Raw genomic sequence first — 16,684 nt, 5'->3', positions numbered from 1 at the left:
ATTACAAAATAACCGAAAACATAGCAAAGAAAAAAAATATCTGTAAAATAATAAATGTATAAGTCTAGAAAACTCGTTATTTATTGAGAATGGAGGAAGAGTAGTGAAAAGAAGTTCATTTATTGCCGCTTTGGTATTTTCCTTAATTATTTCTCTATTTGGAGTAAATAAGACAGCTCAAGCGGCAGGCTTTGTGGATGTGCCAAGTCGGGCATTGAAGGAAGTCAATTTTTTAGCTGAAGGAGGAATTGCTAAAGGTTCTTCACCAACTGTTTTTGGAGCAAATAAGACAGTAACCAAAATGGAAGCAGCTACCTTTATTGGACGAGCACTACAGCTGGATGGCAAGCAACGCCCAACGGAGTTTAAAGACGTTCCTGCTAGCAGTTTCGCTTCAGGTTATATTCAATCTGTGGTAGATAAAGGAATTATTTCTGGGAACGGAAACGGATTATTTTTACCGAATCAGGCCGTCACTCGCGGTGAAATGGCTCTTATGATTACAAAAGCATTTGGCTATCCATTTGATGGTTCAATGAATGGGGCAGAACAAGCGTTAATGTCTCGCGGGATCGCCAATGGGATGGCGGATGGTACGTTTGGTTCCGATGAGATCCTTAGTCGAGTAGATTTCGCTGTGTTCCTAGCTCGTGCGATTCAACCAGAATTTCGTTTGAAAAATTCTATGCAGTTCGATAAAACACGTTGGTCTAAAACGAATGATTTAAACATTCGTTCTGGTCCATCAACTGCTTACTCCATTAACGGAAAAGTTCAGGCGAACGAAAAGGTGCTAACCGCTCATGAAGTAGGTGGGTGGACATACGTAAAATCCGGTGATATCGTCGGATTCGTGAGTACGAGTTATTTAAAAGACAGTCCGGCAGAAGGAAGCAATAATCCAGACGGAGACAAAGAGAAACCAGATCTAGGCAATGTCGATCCACGCTTAAAGAATCAAACGATTATTATTGATCCTGGTCATGGAGGAAAAGACCCTGGAGCTATTGGCTTTGGACTAAAAGAAAAGGATGTCGTGTTAGCAACAAGCTTGAAAATGAATGAATTATTTAAACAAACCCCATTTAAGGTGAAAATGACTCGCTCCGATGACCGTTTCATTTCCATTAATGATCGCGTATCGTATGCCATCAATAATAAAGGTAATACATTTGTGAGTATCCATGCGAACGCAGCGAGCTCTTCTTCAGCAAACGGAACAGAAACGATTTACCATGCTGCTGCAGGAAATCCTTACGTGGCAGATAGTAAGTTGTTAGCATCGAAAATTCAAAATCGTTTAGTTGCTGCAATAAAAACAAGAGATCGTAAAATTAAGAGTACAGAACAACTAGGCAGAAATTTAGGTGTATTAACCCATAATAAAATGCCTGCTGCTTTAGTTGAACTAGGGTTTATTACGAATAAGAAAGAAAATGACATGTTAAAATCAGATTATTGGCAAGACATCATGGCCAAAGCGATTTACGATGGCGTATTAGACTACTACGCTGCTAAAGGTTACAATGTAAAAGCCCTTTATCAAGTAGGGAAATAAAAAATAGAAACACCAGAAAGGTTCAATGCCTTTCTGGTGTTTTTTGAATGAAAGCAGCATACTGATAAAAGGCTAGCAGTTGATCCCGCATTAACGGGCTGTAAGACCCCCCACCTCAACATGGCAGAAGGAGCACAGGCATGTAGGTAGGGGGCAACAGCCCGTAAACGCCCGATCCGTTCGGGCCTGCACGATGCAGGTTACAAAGGCGTTGCAACAGGACGTTGCGCTCTTAGCCTTTGTTCTTCTTTTATCAGTGGGGGATAAAGAAAACCCCCACTGATTGAAGTTTCACTTTATCATTTTTGTAAGTATTGAATCGTCGCCACTCCTAATGTTTTAGCTGCAATGAGAAGAGCTTGTTCATCAATATTAAACTTCGGATGATGATGAGGATAGATCTCTGTCCATTGCGGATCACAAGCACCTATAAAGAAAAATGCTCCCTTCACATGCTGCAAGTAATAGGAGAAATCTTCTCCCGCCATCAGAGGCTCACATTCACGCGCTTTTTTTATCTCCTTAATATGTTTCGCTATTTCCACTAAAAAATCGGTCTCTTCTTGATGATTTCTTACGGCTGGATATCCATGTTTATACTTAAATTGATAGGTCGCATCAATCGCCAAACAAGCAGCCTGTAACACCTTTTCAAGTTCTTGTTCAATCATGCTTCTTGCTTCTTCATCAAATGTGCGAACGGTTCCTTTTAAAACAGCCGTATCAGCAATGACATTAAAGGGATTTAACGCTTCGAAATGTCCAATGGATATCACAGCTGGATAGAGCGGATTGATCCGTCGTGACACAATTTGTTGGACATTCATGACAAATTGAGAACCGATAACGATGGCATCCTTTGTTATATGAGGTTCCGCCCCATGCCCACCTTTTCCTTGGATCGTTACTTCAAATTCATCGGCCGCGGCCATAATCGGACCACTTTTAATCATCATATTCCCCGTTGGTTCCGTCGCCCATAAATGGGTGCCAAAGATGACATCGACCCCCTCTAAACAGCCGTCCTCAATCATCGCAATCGCACCACCTGGGCTGACCTCTTCTGCATGCTGATGAATAAAAACAATCGTGCCTTCCAGTTCATCCTTCAATTGATTGAGTACTTTTGCTAGCACTAATAAAGTAGCGGTGTGACCGTCGTGGCCACAGGCATGCATGACACCATCCACTTTCGATTTGTAAGGAATATCATTCGCTTCTTGAATGGCAAGGGCATCAAAATCAGCTCGTAAAGCAACGGTTTTTCCCGGCTTTTCTCCTCGAAGTGTCGCGACGACTCCACGGCCGCCAACTTTCTCCTTTACTTCATGGCCTAACTGGCGATGATAGTCAGCAATATAAGCAGGGGTTTTCACTTCTTGGAACGATAGCTCTGGATGTTCATGCAAATAACGGCGAATCGAGATCATTTCCTCATAATGCTGCTCTAATAATGAATATAATTTCTCCATATGTATCCCTCTTTTCTATATCTCTATTTTTTCTAGACGACCCATGGAATGACCTTCTTATATGATGGGAGTTTTAGAATTTTCTTATTTATCCCGCATTAACGGGCTGTAAGACCCCCAACTCAACATGGCAGAAGGAGCGCAGGGATGTAAGTGGGGGATGAAGAAAACCTCCACTGATTGAAGGTTCACTTTATTTTATGGAGGTCACAAAAAAATAAGATGAAAAATCCAACAGGTTAGGTACCTGTTGGATTTTTCACATAGAAAGAGGAGAAGGTTATCCTACACTTTTTTTGAAAGGGGCAGGATGAAATGATTAAGCTTTTGATTTTGCTTGAGTTTGCATGGCACTTTGTACTTGACTGACGGCAGCTTGAGCTTGAGCAATTTCAGTAACAGCCTGTTTAAGTGCTTCTTGTACTAAAATTTCGTCAGAGACTGATTTTTCAATTGCTTGTGTTAATAATTGTTCTGTCAGTGTGACATTCGCTTTCGCTTGCTTCAATGGATTAATATCAATTTGTGATTGTTGTGCCATTTGTCATTTCCCCTTTTTGAAAGTAATCATGATACGCTTATATATTGTCCGCCTTTCAATATTTTATTAATTCCATTTTTTGCAGAGGGATATAGAGATTCGTTGTCATGAAAGGGGTGACATACTGATCTTTTTCTTGATGATGTGTTGCCAACGAGGAGGAAGCTCATAAGTCTCTAAATGTTTAAATTTTTTTAGTTTAACGATCCCTGGGGATATATAAAATATTAATTGGTCTTTACCAACTGAAATATGCGGACCGACAACTGGGGTTACTTCAAGGGTAACTAAAAATTCAAATGAACGATATTCGCCAATCCTGTTCATACTGGTTATATCTATTTGGTAAGGGTATACCATAGGACTTTTCAGAAGAAAATCAGAATAATAATTAAAAACAGTTTGATCAATATGTGGGGAAAGTAGAGATAGAAATAAGTCCATCATAAGTTCTTCTTTAGATTTTTCAGCAGGCTGATAATAAGTTTGTTCAGCATGACATGGTATTGTAGGGAAGAAAAATAATGTTGAAAAAACAGCTATATAAATCATTCTTTTCATAATGATCACCATCCAGTAGTTATTTTCAATATATTTTCCGCAAAAAAAGTCTAATCATGAATACCTAATTTTTCTTATCATTTGCATAAACTAACGCTTCTTTTTATGAAAGATAGTAATAGAATTGGTTAAAAATAGATTGAATCTTCAATGATCTTTCTATAAAATTTAGAAAAAAGCAAAATATTTTATTTTACTGAAATAATAGGTTGTCAAAAATGTTAATTTTGCATATAATGTCTACTATACAAAAACAAATGTACACTTTAAAAATACACAGAGGTGAGGAATAGTGAAAGACAATGTAAAGGTAGGCTTATTAGGATTAGGTACGGTTGGAACAGGGGTAGTAAAGATGATTCAGCATCATCAAGAACAGCTTGTTCACCAAGTGGGATGCCCCGTATCTATTAAAAAAGTGTTAGTTAAAAACATCGAGAAATCTCGTGATGTGGAATTAGATCGAACTCTCCTCACAACTGATCCATATGAAGTAGTGAATGATCCGGAAATTGATGTAATCGTAGAAGTGATGGGTGGAGTAGAAGAAACTCGCCAATATATAATTGATGCCTTAAATGGGAAGAAGCAAGTCGTAACAGCGAATAAAGATTTAATCGCTCTTTACGGCTCTGAATTGCAAAAAGTGGCGGCAGAAAATGGCTGTGACTTATTCTATGAAGCAAGTGTCGCTGGCGGTGTTCCAATCATTAAAGGTTTGGCTGATGGGTTGGCATCGGATAAAATCCAAAAGATTATGGGGATTGTCAACGGGACAACAAACTTTATTTTAACGAAAATGACTAAAGATGGTTTAGCATATGAGACGGCGTTAAAAGATGCACAAGATTTAGGATTTGCTGAAGCGGACCCGACTTCTGATGTCGAAGGGTTAGATGCGGCACGTAAAATGGCGATTTTAGCTCGCTTAGCCTTCTCGATGGATATTGAGCTTGATGACGTATCCGTTAGTGGCATTTCGAGTGTGTCGAAAGCAGATTTAAAATATGGGAACACACTTGGTTATACGATGAAATTGATTGGTTATGCCGATCAAGAAGAGGCCCGTGCAGAAGTAAGTGTTCAACCAACATTTTTATCCAATGATCACCCGCTTGCTTCCGTAAATGATGAGTATAATGCAGTGTATGTATATGGTAAGGCGGTTGGAGAAACGATGTTTTACGGGCCAGGTGCCGGAAGTCTTCCGACAGCCACTTCTATCGTCAGCGATGTGGTCGCAGTCGTTAAAAATATGCGTCTTGGTGTGAATGGACATAGTGCACTAGCACCACAATTTAAAAAGCAATTGAAAACAGCTAATGAGCGTTTTGCGAAATACTTCATTCGTTTGCATGTACGCGATGAAGTGGGCGCTTTTTCAGAGTTAACGAAGCTATTCTCTTCTAACTCTATTAGCTTTGAAAAAATTCTTCAATTGCCGCTTGAAGAAGAAGGGGTAGCAGAGATTGTCATTGTTACACATAAAGCTTCTATGGAAAACTATCAAAATGTATTAGAGCAAATGAAGGATTTAAGCGTGGTTCAATCACTTGAAAGTTTTTACCGAGTTGAAGGAGAAGGTGCAAAATGATGTGGGAAGGCTTAATTAAAAAATATAAAGAATTTTTACCAGTAACAGAAAATACACCAGCGTTGTCTTTAATGGAAGGAAATACACCACTAATTCCGCTTGTGAATATTTCTAAAAAATTAGATGTTAATATTTATGTGAAAATAGAAGGCACGAATCCAACAGGTTCCTTTAAAGATCGCGGCATGGTGATGGCGGTTGCGAAAGCGAAGGAAGAAGGCAGCAATACGGTCATTTGTGCCTCAACAGGAAATACATCAGCCGCAGCGGCCGCTTATGCCGCTCGTGCGGGTATGCGTGCGATCATCGTTATTCCTGAAGGGAAAATTGCGATGGGTAAGCTCGCTCAAGCGATGATGTACGGTGCGGAGATTGTTTCGATTGAAGGCAACTTTGATGAAGCGTTAAAAATGGTGCGTCAAATTAGTGAAAACTCACCGATTACATTAGTAAACTCCGTGAATCCTTATCGAATTGAAGGGCAGAAAACAGCGGCATTTGAAATTTGTGACCAATTAGGAAAAGCACCTGATATTTTAGCGATCCCAGTTGGAAATGCCGGAAACATTACAGCTTACTGGAAAGGCTTTAAAGAGTACAACGAAAAATTTGGCACAGGTCTTCCGAAAATGCATGGCTTTGAAGCGGAAGGTGCGGCAGCGATCGTGAAAGACATGGTCATTGAGCAACCAGAAACGATTGCGACAGCGATTCGTATCGGTAACCCAGCAAGCTGGGATAAAGCGGTGGCAGCACGCGATGAGTCTGGCGGTAAAATTGATTTAGTCACTGATGCTGAAATTTTAGAAGCCTTTGAAATGATCACAAAAGAAGAAGGAATCTTTGCTGAGCCAGCTTCTTGTGCATCAATCGCTGGAATCATCAAGCATCGTAAATCTGGAGACATTCCAGCTGGAGCAACGATTGCGGCTGTATTAACTGGAAATGGCTTGAAAGATCCACAAACAGCGATCGAGCGCATTACGAAAAAGCCGGTTGTGCTTCCGAACGATGAGAAAGCAGTCTTTGATTATATTGAAGGAGTGGTTCGTGCATGAGTGCAGCACCTGTGACAATGAAGGTGCCGGCTAGCACGGCTAACTTAGGGCCGGGGTTTGATTCCCTCGGCCTTGCTTTTAATCTTTATTTAACCCTTCATATAACTCCAGCAGACACATGGTCGTTTGAACATCGGTCCGATATTTTAGCTGAACTTCCAAACGACGAAAGCCATTTAGTGTATCAAGTGGCGAAAAAGACAGCCGATATGTACGGGTCTGACTTACCACCGTTACATATTGTGATGGAAAGTGAAATCCCGCTTGCTCGCGGTTTAGGAAGCAGTGCAGCAGCAATCGCGGCTGGCATAGAAATTGCTGACCGTTACGCCAATTTGCAACTTTCAAAAGAAGAGAAATTGACTATTGGCAATCAATTTGAAGGGCATCCAGATAATATCGGTGCTTCTATATTTGGTGGCATGGTCGCAGGTGTTTCCTTTGATGAGACAGCGGAGATCGTTCATCTGCCTGCACCGGAGATGGATCTTGTCGTGATCATTCCTCCATATGAATTAAAAACGGAGGATGCTCGGCGCGTTCTTCCGGATTCTTTTACAAGAGCGCAAGCAGTTGAAGCTAGTGCCGTATCCAATGTGTTATTGGCTGCTTTATCTGTCAAAAACTATCCGTTGGCTGGTCAAATGATGGAAAAGGATCTTTTTCATGAACCTTATCGGACAGCGCTCATTAAAGAATTTAAAGATGCTAAAAAGCTAGCAAAAGAAGTTGGTGTTTATGCGACTGTGATTAGTGGGGCGGGCCCGACCATTTTAACCTTTGCCCCAGTCGGCAAAGGGGAAAAGGTAGCTGATATTTTCCGGCAATCGTTTAAAGACTGTAATATTCAGCAGTTAGAGATTGAGAAGAACGGTATTCAATATGTGTAAAAAGGAAAAGTCTATTCGACTTTTCCTTTTTTTGCATATCTTAGCAAACAGGGCTCATACTAAGAGAAAATGAAAGGGTGTGACTCGCTTGCCTTATGCTGAAATCGAAAACCGACGAATTTACTATGAAACAGCAGGGGAAGGACCTGCTGTTCTTTTTGTTCACCCGCCTGGAATGAGTCAGTTTGTTTTTTCTAAGCAGTATCCTTTAAAAACCGAAATGAGGATGATTTTGATTGATTTAAACGGACATGGCAATAGCGAATCTTCCTTATTAGGTGATATGCATAGCTTTTTAGAAGATATTTCAGCGGTTCAGTCAGCGATTCAAGAAGAGAAAATCTTTCTTTTTGGCTATTCAGCAGGAGGAACGATTGTTCAGCAGTATGCGCTTACGTATCCTGATAAATTGAAAGGGGTGATCCTTGCTAGCGGCTATCCGAAAGTGGACGCCCTCCTATTCAAGGCTGAACATCGGGCTGGTATTCAGCTTACAAAAAGGGCTCCTTCCTTGCTCGCAAAGATGATTTCTAATAGCCACTTTGAGCGCCAAGAGGAGAAGCGATTGATGTATCAATCGATGATGAAAGCGGATCGATTCATATGGAAACGATTTTATGAATTATCTTTACAGAGTGATTTCACCGATCAATTATCCTCCTGGCAGTTACCTGTATTGTCTCTGTATGGAGGAAAATCACCGATTGTTCATAAGTACAGTCATTATTATCGAACGGTTCCAAATAGCCGAGTAGTGTTTATTAAGAAAGGTACTCATCAGCTCCCATCCAAATTCTCGGCACAATTGAATCGATTACTTGTGGAATTTATCGAGCAATGGAAATGAATTTTTCCCTGTTTCAAAAAAACTGTATTGCATCCTAAAGATCCTTAGCGTAAGGTAAAAAAGGGACTGTAGTTGGTATCGTTTTAGAGAGAAAAAGGGGGAAACAGATTGAAGAACAAACAAGATCCACGTTTTGTGATCGCTAAAAAAGAGGCTTGGATTGGCGTCATTTTAGTCATCATTAACTTCATTTGGTGGTATGGCTTTGCGTTTGGGCTTGGCGCAGCACCAGTGGAAGAATATACGTACATATTAGGTTTACCAGCTTGGTTCTTTTATAGCTGTGTCGTAGGGTTTATATTGATGGTTGTGCTCGTCACCATTGTAGTGAAGGTCCTATTTAAAGACGTGCCTTTTGATGAGGATGGTGATCAGCTGTGAATATGACGGTCATTTTACCTTTGTTATTATTTTTAATCATTATTTTTGGTATCGGCGTCTATGCGTCTAAGTATGTGCAAAGCTCGTCTTCGTTTGTCCAGGAATACTTTCTAGGAAGCAGAGAACTTGGTGGATTTGTCTTGGCGATGACGATGGCGGCGACATACGGAAGTGCCTCAAGCTTTTTAAGCGGTCCTGGCGCAGCTTATAACTATGGTTTAGCTTGGGTACTCCTGGCGATGAGTCAAGTAGCGACCGGCTATTTTGTATTGATGATTTTAGGGAAGAAGTTTGCCATTATGGCGCGGCAATATAAGGCAATCACATTGGTGGATTTTTTATATGCTCGCTATAAAAGTCAGCTTGTTGTTGTGTTGGCCGCTCTTAGTATTATTATCTTTTTATTTTCCGCGATGATTGCCCAGTGGATTGGCGGCGCTCGGTTAGTGGAGTCAATTACCGGTCTTTCGTATACGACGGCTTTAATGATTTTTGCGGGTTCTGTCTTAATTTATGTAGTGATTGGTGGGTTTCGAGCCGTAGCAATTACCGATATGGTCCAGGGGATTATCATGGTTGGAGGCACGCTGATTTTATTCATCGCTGCTTTAAAAGCTGGTGGTGGCATGGAAAATATTATGGGGACGCTTCGGGAGGAAAATCCGAATCTATTAACTCCTTACGGGCATGATCAAAGTTTAACGCCTCTGTATATCTCTTCGTTTTGGATTTTAGTAGGTGTGGGTGTCGTTGGTTTACCGCAAGTAACCGTTCGAGCGATGAGTTATAAAAACTCAAAGGCGATGCATCGAGCGTTGATTATTGGAACCATTGTTGTAGGTATCATTATGCTAGGCATGCATTTAATTGGGGTAATGGCTCGGGCGATCGTTCCAGGGATTACAGTCGGTGATAAGGTGATGCCGGAGCTTGCCATGGCGATTATGCCTGATTGGCTGGCGGGGATTGTGCTTGCTGCTCCAATGGCCGCAATTATGTCGACGGTTGATTCTCTTCTTTTGCTCGTTTCTTCAGCGATCATTAAGGATTTATACTTACATTTCATTAATAAAAACGCAGAGGAAAAGAAGATCAAAAAGCTTAGTTTATGGGTAACAACTATTATTGGCATTATCGTCTTTTTCGTAGCATTAGATCCACCTAATTTGATCATTTGGTTAAATTTATTTTCGTTTGGTGGATTAGAAGCGGTCTTTATTTGGCCGGTGATTTTTGCGTTGTATTGGAAGAGAGCGAACGGGGCAGGTGCGGTTGCTTCGATGATTTCAGGGATGCTCTCTTATATTTTGTTCCATTCCTTTTATCCAAATGCGCTAGGGATGCATACCGTCGTCTTGCCTATTATTATTTCATTCATTGTTTTTATTGTTGTTACATTTTTTACTACAGCGAAACAAAAAGAACACCGAGCTTGATTATTTAAGCTCGGTGTTCTTTTGTAATAATTGATCGCTCCATCGGATGGCTTGATTGTAAGAAGTGAACAGTATATCTTCTTCAATTTGCAGCTGTGAGCAAAAGTCACTCGCTGACGGCCAGTTGGCTTCTTCTAACGATCTTATTAACAGTAGAGCCTTAGAAAAATGATTTTCTTTTAACAGTAAGGCTTCTTTTATCTCTGTATCTATTGGCAATTCAGGCAAGATACTTTCCATCGGTTTTCCTAAAAGAGCATCGATCATCGAGAGCATACCGAGCAGAAAAAGTTGTGAAGTTGGTTGGTCAGGGAAATAATTCCTAGCTAATTGTTCAAGCGTTTTTGCTCGAACGAGAGATGTTCGCATAATTTCTTCCGAACATGTTTGCTTATTCGTATTTATCATAATAAAGAGAATCCATTTTTTTAATTCTTCTAACCCAATCAGCATAATAGCCTGGTGAATCGTTTTGACTTTCTCTCTCTGAATAAAAGCGGTTTTATTTAATAGCTTAAGTAGCTGGTAAGACAGCGATAAATCTCCTTCAATTAATCGAGCGATGTTTTGTATACTTGGTAAAGGAGCTGCCACTTCATTCAAAATAACTAAGTAATTATTAGAGAACTCTGGTATAGAATCTGCACTAAGTAAGGCAGGCTTAGCAAAGAAAAAGCCTTGAAATAAAGAGAAACCTTCTTCCATTGCTTGTTGGAGCTGTTCCCTCGTCTCCACTTTTTCAGCAAGCCAAAGAAGATTGTATTGTTTTAGTTCTTTCATCATTCGTTGGCGTTCAAATCTTGGGGTTTGCAAAAAATCGACTTTGATAATGTTAGCCAATGGGACTAATTCTTTATTTCTTTCATGTAACACATAATCATCAAGAGCAAGCGTATAGCCTTTCTTTCTTAGTTTTCGACAAGACTGAATGAGTCTCTCAGAAGATTCGACATCCTCTAAAATCTCAATGACAATCTTATCCCTTTCTAAAAATGCAGGAGGGTCAATCAACAATAAATTTTCAGTGAAGTTAATAAACAGCATCTTCCCTTCTGATAGTCGATCGATCCCAATGTTGAGTAGGCTATTTTTTAATAGTTCCATTGTAGCTGTATCGCCATCTGTTACATTTGCAAGTACTTGCCCTTTTTGATTGCGGTAAAGTAATTCATAGGCGACCGTTTCTTCTTTTCGGTTAAATATTGGTTGCCTAGCGACATAAACTGTCATATACACACCTCGCTTATATAAGGTATATTTTACTATTAAATTTATATTAAGGATATACATTTTTTGTAGATAATGCCGAGTAAACTAGAATTTTGGATGATTTTTTTTAGAGAAAATAGTTGACTTTCTAAATGTGTATGTAATATGATTGTTTCAACAATTTGATCGTACATGAAATGAGCGTTGACGAAGAAGAGTAGTTGTCATGAATGCTTCAGAGAGCTGGTGGTTGGTGAAAACCAGTGCAAGAGTGACAGTGAATGGCCTTCCGAGCTTCTAGACCGAACCCATTTTGGCAGTAGGCTCTGGCGAATGTCTTATCGTTACAAAAGACATGCATTCAAGCGTTTTGCTTCGATGCAGATAGAGTGGATTGTGAAAACAATCAATAAAGGTGGCACCACGGCTCCCGTCCTTTGCGATGGGGGTCTTTTTGTGTTTTTTTAATATGGAATAATGATGATAACTCGATGATCAAGAAGAGTAAGTTGGATGGATGCGTGACAGAGAGCCGGAACAGGTGAGAGCCGGTACGCGAAAGCTGACTGAATGGACTTGTGAGTGGTAGAAGGAAATGGCTACCCGGTTTCCACCGTTAAAAGGGATGTAAAAGAGGGAGCAATATGGCTCCAAGGCGAGGTGGCACCGCGGGATAACCGTCCTCCATAGTTATGAAACTTTCATAACTATGGAGGACTTTTTTTATTTTAACAATTAATGAGGTGAGAGACGATGAAGTATAAATTGAAAGAGCTTGAAGGAGATATGCTGACCCCTATTACGCTATATCACCAGCTGAAAGGAGAGAAAAAGTTTTTATTAGAAAGCTCATATAAACATGAACAAAGCGGGCGTTATTCTTTTCTAGGGATGAACCCGGCAAAAGAGTATCGAGCAACAGGTACAACGATTCAAGTGATAGATCATCGAACTGAAAAGGTCGAACAGTTACAAGGACATAGTTTAAAACAGTTAAAAGAGATGTTACATGTGCAAATAGAAGCACAACCTTTCCCTTTTTTCGGCGGAGCGGTTGGTTATATCGGTTACGATGTGATGTTTCTCGATGAAGTGATCGGTGAAACGTTAGAAGATGAATTAGGGATGCCAGATGTACATTTTATGTTTTATTCGACCTTTGTGGTGTACGACCATTTACTGCAAAAAGTGACGATTGCAGCTGTGGATTTTTTCGATGATTACAGTGAAGAAGAACTAGAAGAAGCAATTTTCCATTATGAACAAATGCTCAGTACACAAGCAACTCCTCCTTCCATGGAAGCCATCGAATCACTACAGTTCCAAGGGCATGTAACGAAACAGCAATTTTGCCAGATGGTGAAGCAAGCGAAAGATCATATTATTCGCGGCGATATTTTTCAAGTGGTGTTGTCACAACGGCTCTCGTCGGAATTTAACGGCAATCCTTTTTCCTTGTATCGCAAGCTAAGAACGTCGAATCCATCTCCTTATATGTTTTTCATTGATTTTAAAGACTATACAGTGCTCGGTGCTTCTCCAGAAAGTTTAATTAGTGTCAGAGATCGACAAGTGGTCACAAATCCAATAGCTGGAACAAGGCGAAGAGGCAAGACGGAGAGGGAAGATCAATTGCTTGAAACAGAGTTGCTCAATGATGAAAAGGAAATAGCTGAACATCGCATGCTAGTGGACTTAAGCAGAAATGATCTTGGGAAAGTATGCGAAATTGGAAGTGTTCATTTAACGAAATATCAGAAGATTGAAAAATACAAACATGTGATGCATATCGTTTCAGAAGTAAGTGGCACGCTTCAAGAGGAGATTCACCCAGTAGAAGCTTTATCCTCCTGTTTACCAGCTGGTACTGTATCGGGTGCTCCAAAAATTCGCGCCATGCAAATCATTAATGAGCTAGAAAGCGTCAAACGCGGACTGTATGCCGGAGCAGTAGGCTATATTTCATCCAATGGCGATTTAGATTTTGCCCTCGCGATCCGTACAATGATTGTCAAAGATAATAAGGCTTATGTCCAAGCGGGAGCAGGGATTGTGTATGATTCCATTCCAGAAGCAGAATATGAAGAAACGATGCATAAAGCGAAAGCATTATTGGAGGTTAAATCATGATTTTACTGATCGATAACTATGACTCTTTTACGTATAACTTATATCAACAAATTGCTTCTTTAGGCAAAAATGTGCGAGTGATTCGCAATGATGAATGCACGCTTGAGGAGATTGAAAATATGGAACCAGAAGCAATTGTGCTATCGCCAGGTCCAGGTAAACCTACAGAAGCGGGGATTTGCATGGAAGTTGTTCGCAGCTTCTATCATCGCATTCCGATCTTAGGCATTTGTCTTGGACATCAAGCAATCGCTGCCGCTTTTGGAGCCGATATCGTTCAAGCAAAAACGATTAAACATGGGAAAGTTTCATTAATTAAACATGTAGGGAAAGATCTTTTTTCCATATTCAATGGCCCCATATCGGTGATGCGCTATCACTCCTTGTCGGTTGAGAAAGTAACCTTGCCTCAAAAATTAGAAGTTCTCGCCGTTTCGACCGATGATGAAGAAATTATGGCGATTCGTCATAAGGAATATCCGGTGTATGGCCTGCAATTCCATCCAGAATCAATCGGGACAAAAGCAGGCACAGAGCTTGTTCAACAATTTTTCAGACAGTATAGAAAGGAGAAAAATATGAAACAATATTTGCTCAAATTGGCGGACCAGCAAGCGCTTGAGGAAGAGGAAATGATGGATGCGATCGAAGAGATTTTACAAGAAGATGCAACAGAAGGGGAGGTTGCTGCTTTTCTGATCGCGTTAAAATCAAAGGGAGAAACGGTGAATGAAATTGCTTCTTTAGTGAATGTGCTTAGAAGAAACTCTCTCGGAACGAGCAAAAGATTCACGAGTGTGATGGATAACTGTGGAACGGGAGGCGATGGATCGCAAAGCTTTAATATTAGCACAACGTCCGCATTCGTTCTTGCAGGTGCAGGAGTGAAAGTAGCGAAGCATGGAAATCGCAGTGTCTCTAGTAAAACAGGGAGTGCCGATGTATTGGAGCATTTAGGGATTTCTCTCGATTATTTGGAAGGGGAGACAGACTACTTACTAGAGGAAAATGGGATTGCATTTTTGTTCGCTTCTCATGTTCATCCAAAACTAAAACGAGTGATGAAGGTACGGAGAGATTTGAAAATCCCAACGATCTTCAATTTGATTGGACCTTTAACGAATCCAGTCGAGCTCGATACACAATTACTTGGCATTTATCGCCGAGATATGCTCGATATGATGGCGAACGTTCTCGATCGACTAGGACGGAAAAGAGCGGTTGTCATTAACGGCGCTGGATTTATGGATGAAGCCTCGCTTGCTGGAGAAAACCATTTGATGCTTCTAGAAGAAGGAAAAACGAAGAAAATGATTATTACCCCAGAAGATGTGGGATTGCCAACGTATAGCCTAGAAGCGATTCGTGGCGGCGAAGCAAAAGAAAATGCGGACATTTTAAAAAGGGTGCTTGAAGGGGAAAAGGGAGCTCCACGCGACACCGTATTATTAAATGCAGGTATCGGATTGTTTGCGAACGGAAAGGTGCCAACTATTCAAAAGGGAATTCAGCTAGCGAAGGAAAGCATCGATTCAGGGGCAGCTTTATCTAAGTTACACTTTTTAATTGACCATTCGAAACGCCAACAGAAAGTGGGGATTACAGGATGACAATCACTATATTAGACAGAATATTGGCAAAAAAGAAAGAAGAAGTTGAACAATTGAAAGGGAATGTTCAAAAAGAAGTGCAGCTTCCAAATAGAATAAGGAAATCTCTATATGAATCCTGTATGCAATCTAAAACAATGAATCTGATTGCTGAAATCAAACGGGCTTCTCCTTCTAAAGGAGCAATTAATCTGACAGTCGATCCGCAGCACCAGGCACAAATATATGAAAATAGCGGAGCTGATGCGATTTCTGTTTTAACCGATGAATCATTTTTTAAAGGAACGATGGCCGATCTTAAAGATGTTCGCACAAAGGTGGATGTACCGATTCTTTGTAAAGATTTTATCATCGACCCGATTCAAATTGATCGAGCGGAACAAGCAGGGGCGAATGTCATCTTACTCATTGCTGCCGCCCTTCATCAACAGCAGCTTCAGGAACTGTATGAGTATGCGAAGGAACGGGAGCTTGATGTCCTGTTAGAGGTGCATAATGAGGAAGAAATGGAACGGGCACTAGCGATTAATGCAACGATCATTGGCATTAATAATCGTGATTTAAATACGTTTCAAGTCGATTTAGCGACAACTGAACGATTACTACAAGTGTATGATCAGCCAGATATTGTTTTTGTATCAGAAAGCGGCATCCAAACGAAGGAAGATGTCAAGCGTGTTCGAAGTGCAGGGGCTAGAGCGATTTTAGTCGGTGAAACATTGATGAAGAGCAGTGACATTCCTCGTACCATCGAAGAATTAAAAATTAGGCTGTGAGGTGAGTAAGGTGAAGGTGAAAATTTGCGGGATACAAGACATAGACACCGCATTACACGTTCAACAAATAGGGACGGATTATATCGGGTTTGTCTTTGCCGAAAGTAAGCGGCAAGTCTCGGCTGAACAAGCAGCAACCCTGTCTGACTGCCTATCAAAAGGACCGTTAAAAGTCGGGGTATTTGTGAATGAGAACTTGAAACGAGTAGAAGAAATCGCTGCAATTGCCTCTCTTGATATGATTCAGCTTCATGGAGATGAGCCACCAGAATATGCGAGAAAATTAACACTTCCAGTTATTAAAGCTTTTAGTTACCCGGCAAAGCTTTCGATAAAAGAGGCACTTGCTTACCCAGCTGATTTGATCCTGCTAGATAGCGCGAAAGGTCTGTACCGAGGAGGAAATGGAACGTCATTTGATTGGTCCATGCTTGCCGGTGAAACATTCGATCGAACCAGGCTAATATTAGCAGGCGGTCTTCACCCTGATAATGTGAAAGAAGCGATGACAACGGTTCAACCAGCAGCTGTCGATGTCTCAAGTGGAGTGGAAACAAACGGTGTAAAAGATTTAAAAAAAATGAAAGCATTTATGGATCAAGCGAAAGGAGTTTATTGACG

Annotated in this window: 15 protein-coding genes and 2 other annotated features; of the genes, 11 read left to right on the top strand and 4 right to left on the bottom strand. The window is 40.6% G+C overall.

The annotated features are described in order from the left end of the window. Window positions 1-103: 103 nt before the first annotated feature. Entirely contained in the window at window positions 104-1,558 is a 1,455-nt protein-coding gene (locus WDJ61_RS09190) for an N-acetylmuramoyl-L-alanine amidase (RefSeq protein WP_338754614.1), read from the top strand. Window positions 1,559-1,857: 299 nt separating this feature from the next. On the opposite strand, the gene WDJ61_RS09185 is transcribed toward WDJ61_RS09190, so the two are convergent. From WDJ61_RS09185 to WDJ61_RS09175, 3 genes are all read right to left on the bottom strand, one after another. Further along, on the bottom strand, window positions 1,858-3,030 hold the full coding sequence (locus tag WDJ61_RS09185) for a M20 family metallopeptidase (protein WP_338754613.1): 1,173 nt from the start codon (window positions 3,028-3,030) through the stop codon (window positions 1,858-1,860). A 319-nt stretch (window positions 3,031-3,349) separates the two neighbouring features. Further along, entirely contained in the window at window positions 3,350-3,571 is a 222-nt protein-coding gene (locus WDJ61_RS09180) for a hypothetical protein (RefSeq protein WP_338754612.1), read from the bottom strand. 105 nt (window positions 3,572-3,676) lie between these two features. After that, a complete protein-coding gene (locus tag WDJ61_RS09175) occupies window positions 3,677-4,132 on the bottom strand; it encodes a DUF3888 domain-containing protein (protein ID WP_338754611.1) in 456 nt (151 codons plus the stop codon). 292 nt (window positions 4,133-4,424) lie between these two features. On the opposite strand from WDJ61_RS09175, the gene WDJ61_RS09170 reads away from it, so the two are divergent. From WDJ61_RS09170 to panF, 6 genes are all read left to right on the top strand, one after another. Beyond that, window positions 4,425-5,726, top strand: coding sequence for a homoserine dehydrogenase (locus WDJ61_RS09170; protein ID WP_338754610.1), 1,302 nt, complete (start codon window positions 4,425-4,427; stop codon window positions 5,724-5,726). After that, a complete protein-coding gene (gene thrC, locus WDJ61_RS09165) occupies window positions 5,723-6,784 on the top strand; it encodes a threonine synthase (protein ID WP_338754609.1) in 1,062 nt (353 codons plus the stop codon). Before WDJ61_RS09170 ends, thrC begins: the two co-directional genes overlap by 4 nt. Continuing rightward, entirely contained in the window at window positions 6,781-7,674 is an 894-nt protein-coding gene (gene thrB / locus WDJ61_RS09160; protein ID WP_338754608.1) for a homoserine kinase, read from the top strand. The genes thrC and thrB overlap by 4 nt, the downstream gene beginning before the upstream one ends. Before the next feature lie 88 nt (window positions 7,675-7,762). Beyond that, entirely contained in the window at window positions 7,763-8,521 is a 759-nt protein-coding gene (locus WDJ61_RS09155) for an alpha/beta hydrolase (RefSeq protein ID WP_338754607.1), read from the top strand. A gap of 108 nt (window positions 8,522-8,629) precedes the next feature. Next, window positions 8,630-8,902 carry a YhdT family protein gene (locus WDJ61_RS09150; protein ID WP_338754605.1) on the top strand — a complete coding sequence of 91 codons (273 nt, stop codon included), beginning with the start codon at window positions 8,630-8,632 and terminating at the stop codon, window positions 8,900-8,902. Continuing rightward, window positions 8,899-10,338, top strand: coding sequence for a sodium/pantothenate symporter (gene panF / locus WDJ61_RS09145; protein ID WP_338754603.1), 1,440 nt, complete (start codon window positions 8,899-8,901; stop codon window positions 10,336-10,338). The genes WDJ61_RS09150 and panF overlap by 4 nt, the downstream gene beginning before the upstream one ends. Here the strand turns inward: panF and WDJ61_RS09140 are convergent, their stop codons facing one another. Next, window positions 10,339-11,568 carry an EAL and HDOD domain-containing protein gene (locus WDJ61_RS09140; RefSeq protein WP_338754602.1) on the bottom strand — a complete coding sequence of 410 codons (1,230 nt, stop codon included), beginning with the start codon at window positions 11,566-11,568 and terminating at the stop codon, window positions 10,339-10,341. 174 nt (window positions 11,569-11,742) lie between these two features. Next, window positions 11,743-11,988, top strand: a binding site (T-box leader). A gap of 41 nt (window positions 11,989-12,029) precedes the next feature. Beyond that, window positions 12,030-12,235: a binding site (T-box leader), on the top strand. A gap of 65 nt (window positions 12,236-12,300) precedes the next feature. Here WDJ61_RS09140 and trpE point away from each other — a divergent pair. Genes trpE through WDJ61_RS09115 form a run of 4 tightly spaced genes read left to right on the top strand, consistent with a single transcriptional unit; the run spans window position 12,301 to window position 16,682 of the window. Beyond that, the gene (gene trpE, locus WDJ61_RS09135; protein WP_338754601.1) at window positions 12,301-13,677 is read left to right on the top strand and encodes an anthranilate synthase component I; all 1,377 of its coding nucleotides are present in this window, start codon (window positions 12,301-12,303) and stop codon (window positions 13,675-13,677) included. Further along, window positions 13,674-15,287 carry an anthranilate phosphoribosyltransferase gene (gene trpD, locus WDJ61_RS19035; RefSeq protein ID WP_413789073.1) on the top strand — a complete coding sequence of 538 codons (1,614 nt, stop codon included), beginning with the start codon at window positions 13,674-13,676 and terminating at the stop codon, window positions 15,285-15,287. Before trpE ends, trpD begins: the two co-directional genes overlap by 4 nt. Then, the gene (gene trpC, locus WDJ61_RS09120; RefSeq protein WP_338754600.1) at window positions 15,284-16,063 is read left to right on the top strand and encodes an indole-3-glycerol phosphate synthase TrpC; all 780 of its coding nucleotides are present in this window, start codon (window positions 15,284-15,286) and stop codon (window positions 16,061-16,063) included. The genes trpD and trpC overlap by 4 nt, the downstream gene beginning before the upstream one ends. A gap of 10 nt (window positions 16,064-16,073) precedes the next feature. Further along, the gene (locus WDJ61_RS09115) at window positions 16,074-16,682 is read left to right on the top strand and encodes a phosphoribosylanthranilate isomerase (RefSeq protein ID WP_338754599.1); all 609 of its coding nucleotides are present in this window, start codon (window positions 16,074-16,076) and stop codon (window positions 16,680-16,682) included. The last annotated feature ends 2 nt before the right edge of the window (window positions 16,683-16,684 follow it).

This window comes from Bacillus sp. FJAT-52991, from assembly GCF_037201805.1.
Taxonomy (GTDB): Bacteria; Bacillota; Bacilli; order Bacillales; family Domibacillaceae; genus Bacillus_CE; species Bacillus_CE kandeliae.
Note: the sequence above shows the minus strand (reverse complement) of the source record. Positions and strands in the feature narration are given on the sequence as shown.

What these genes read in the sequence shown, in the direction of transcription:
- WDJ61_RS09185 (WP_338754613.1), bottom strand. Translation starts at nt 3,030, where the DNA reads ATGGAGAAATTATATTCATTATTAGAGCAGCATTATGAGGAAATGATC.
- WDJ61_RS09180 (WP_338754612.1), bottom strand. Translation starts at nt 3,571, where the DNA reads ATGGCACAACAATCACAAATTGATATTAATCCATTGAAGCAAGCGAAA.
- WDJ61_RS09175 (WP_338754611.1), bottom strand. Translation starts at nt 4,132, where the DNA reads ATGAAAAGAATGATTTATATAGCTGTTTTTTCAACATTATTTTTCTTC.
- thrC (WP_338754609.1), top strand. Translation starts at nt 5,723, where the DNA reads ATGATGTGGGAAGGCTTAATTAAAAAATATAAAGAATTTTTACCAGTA.
- thrB (WP_338754608.1), top strand. Translation starts at nt 6,781, where the DNA reads ATGAGTGCAGCACCTGTGACAATGAAGGTGCCGGCTAGCACGGCTAAC.
- WDJ61_RS09140 (WP_338754602.1), bottom strand. Translation starts at nt 11,568, where the DNA reads ATGACAGTTTATGTCGCTAGGCAACCAATATTTAACCGAAAAGAAGAA.
- trpE (WP_338754601.1), top strand. Translation starts at nt 12,301, where the DNA reads ATGAAGTATAAATTGAAAGAGCTTGAAGGAGATATGCTGACCCCTATT.
- trpD (WP_413789073.1), top strand. Translation starts at nt 13,674, where the DNA reads ATGATTTTACTGATCGATAACTATGACTCTTTTACGTATAACTTATAT.
- trpC (WP_338754600.1), top strand. Translation starts at nt 15,284, where the DNA reads ATGACAATCACTATATTAGACAGAATATTGGCAAAAAAGAAAGAAGAA.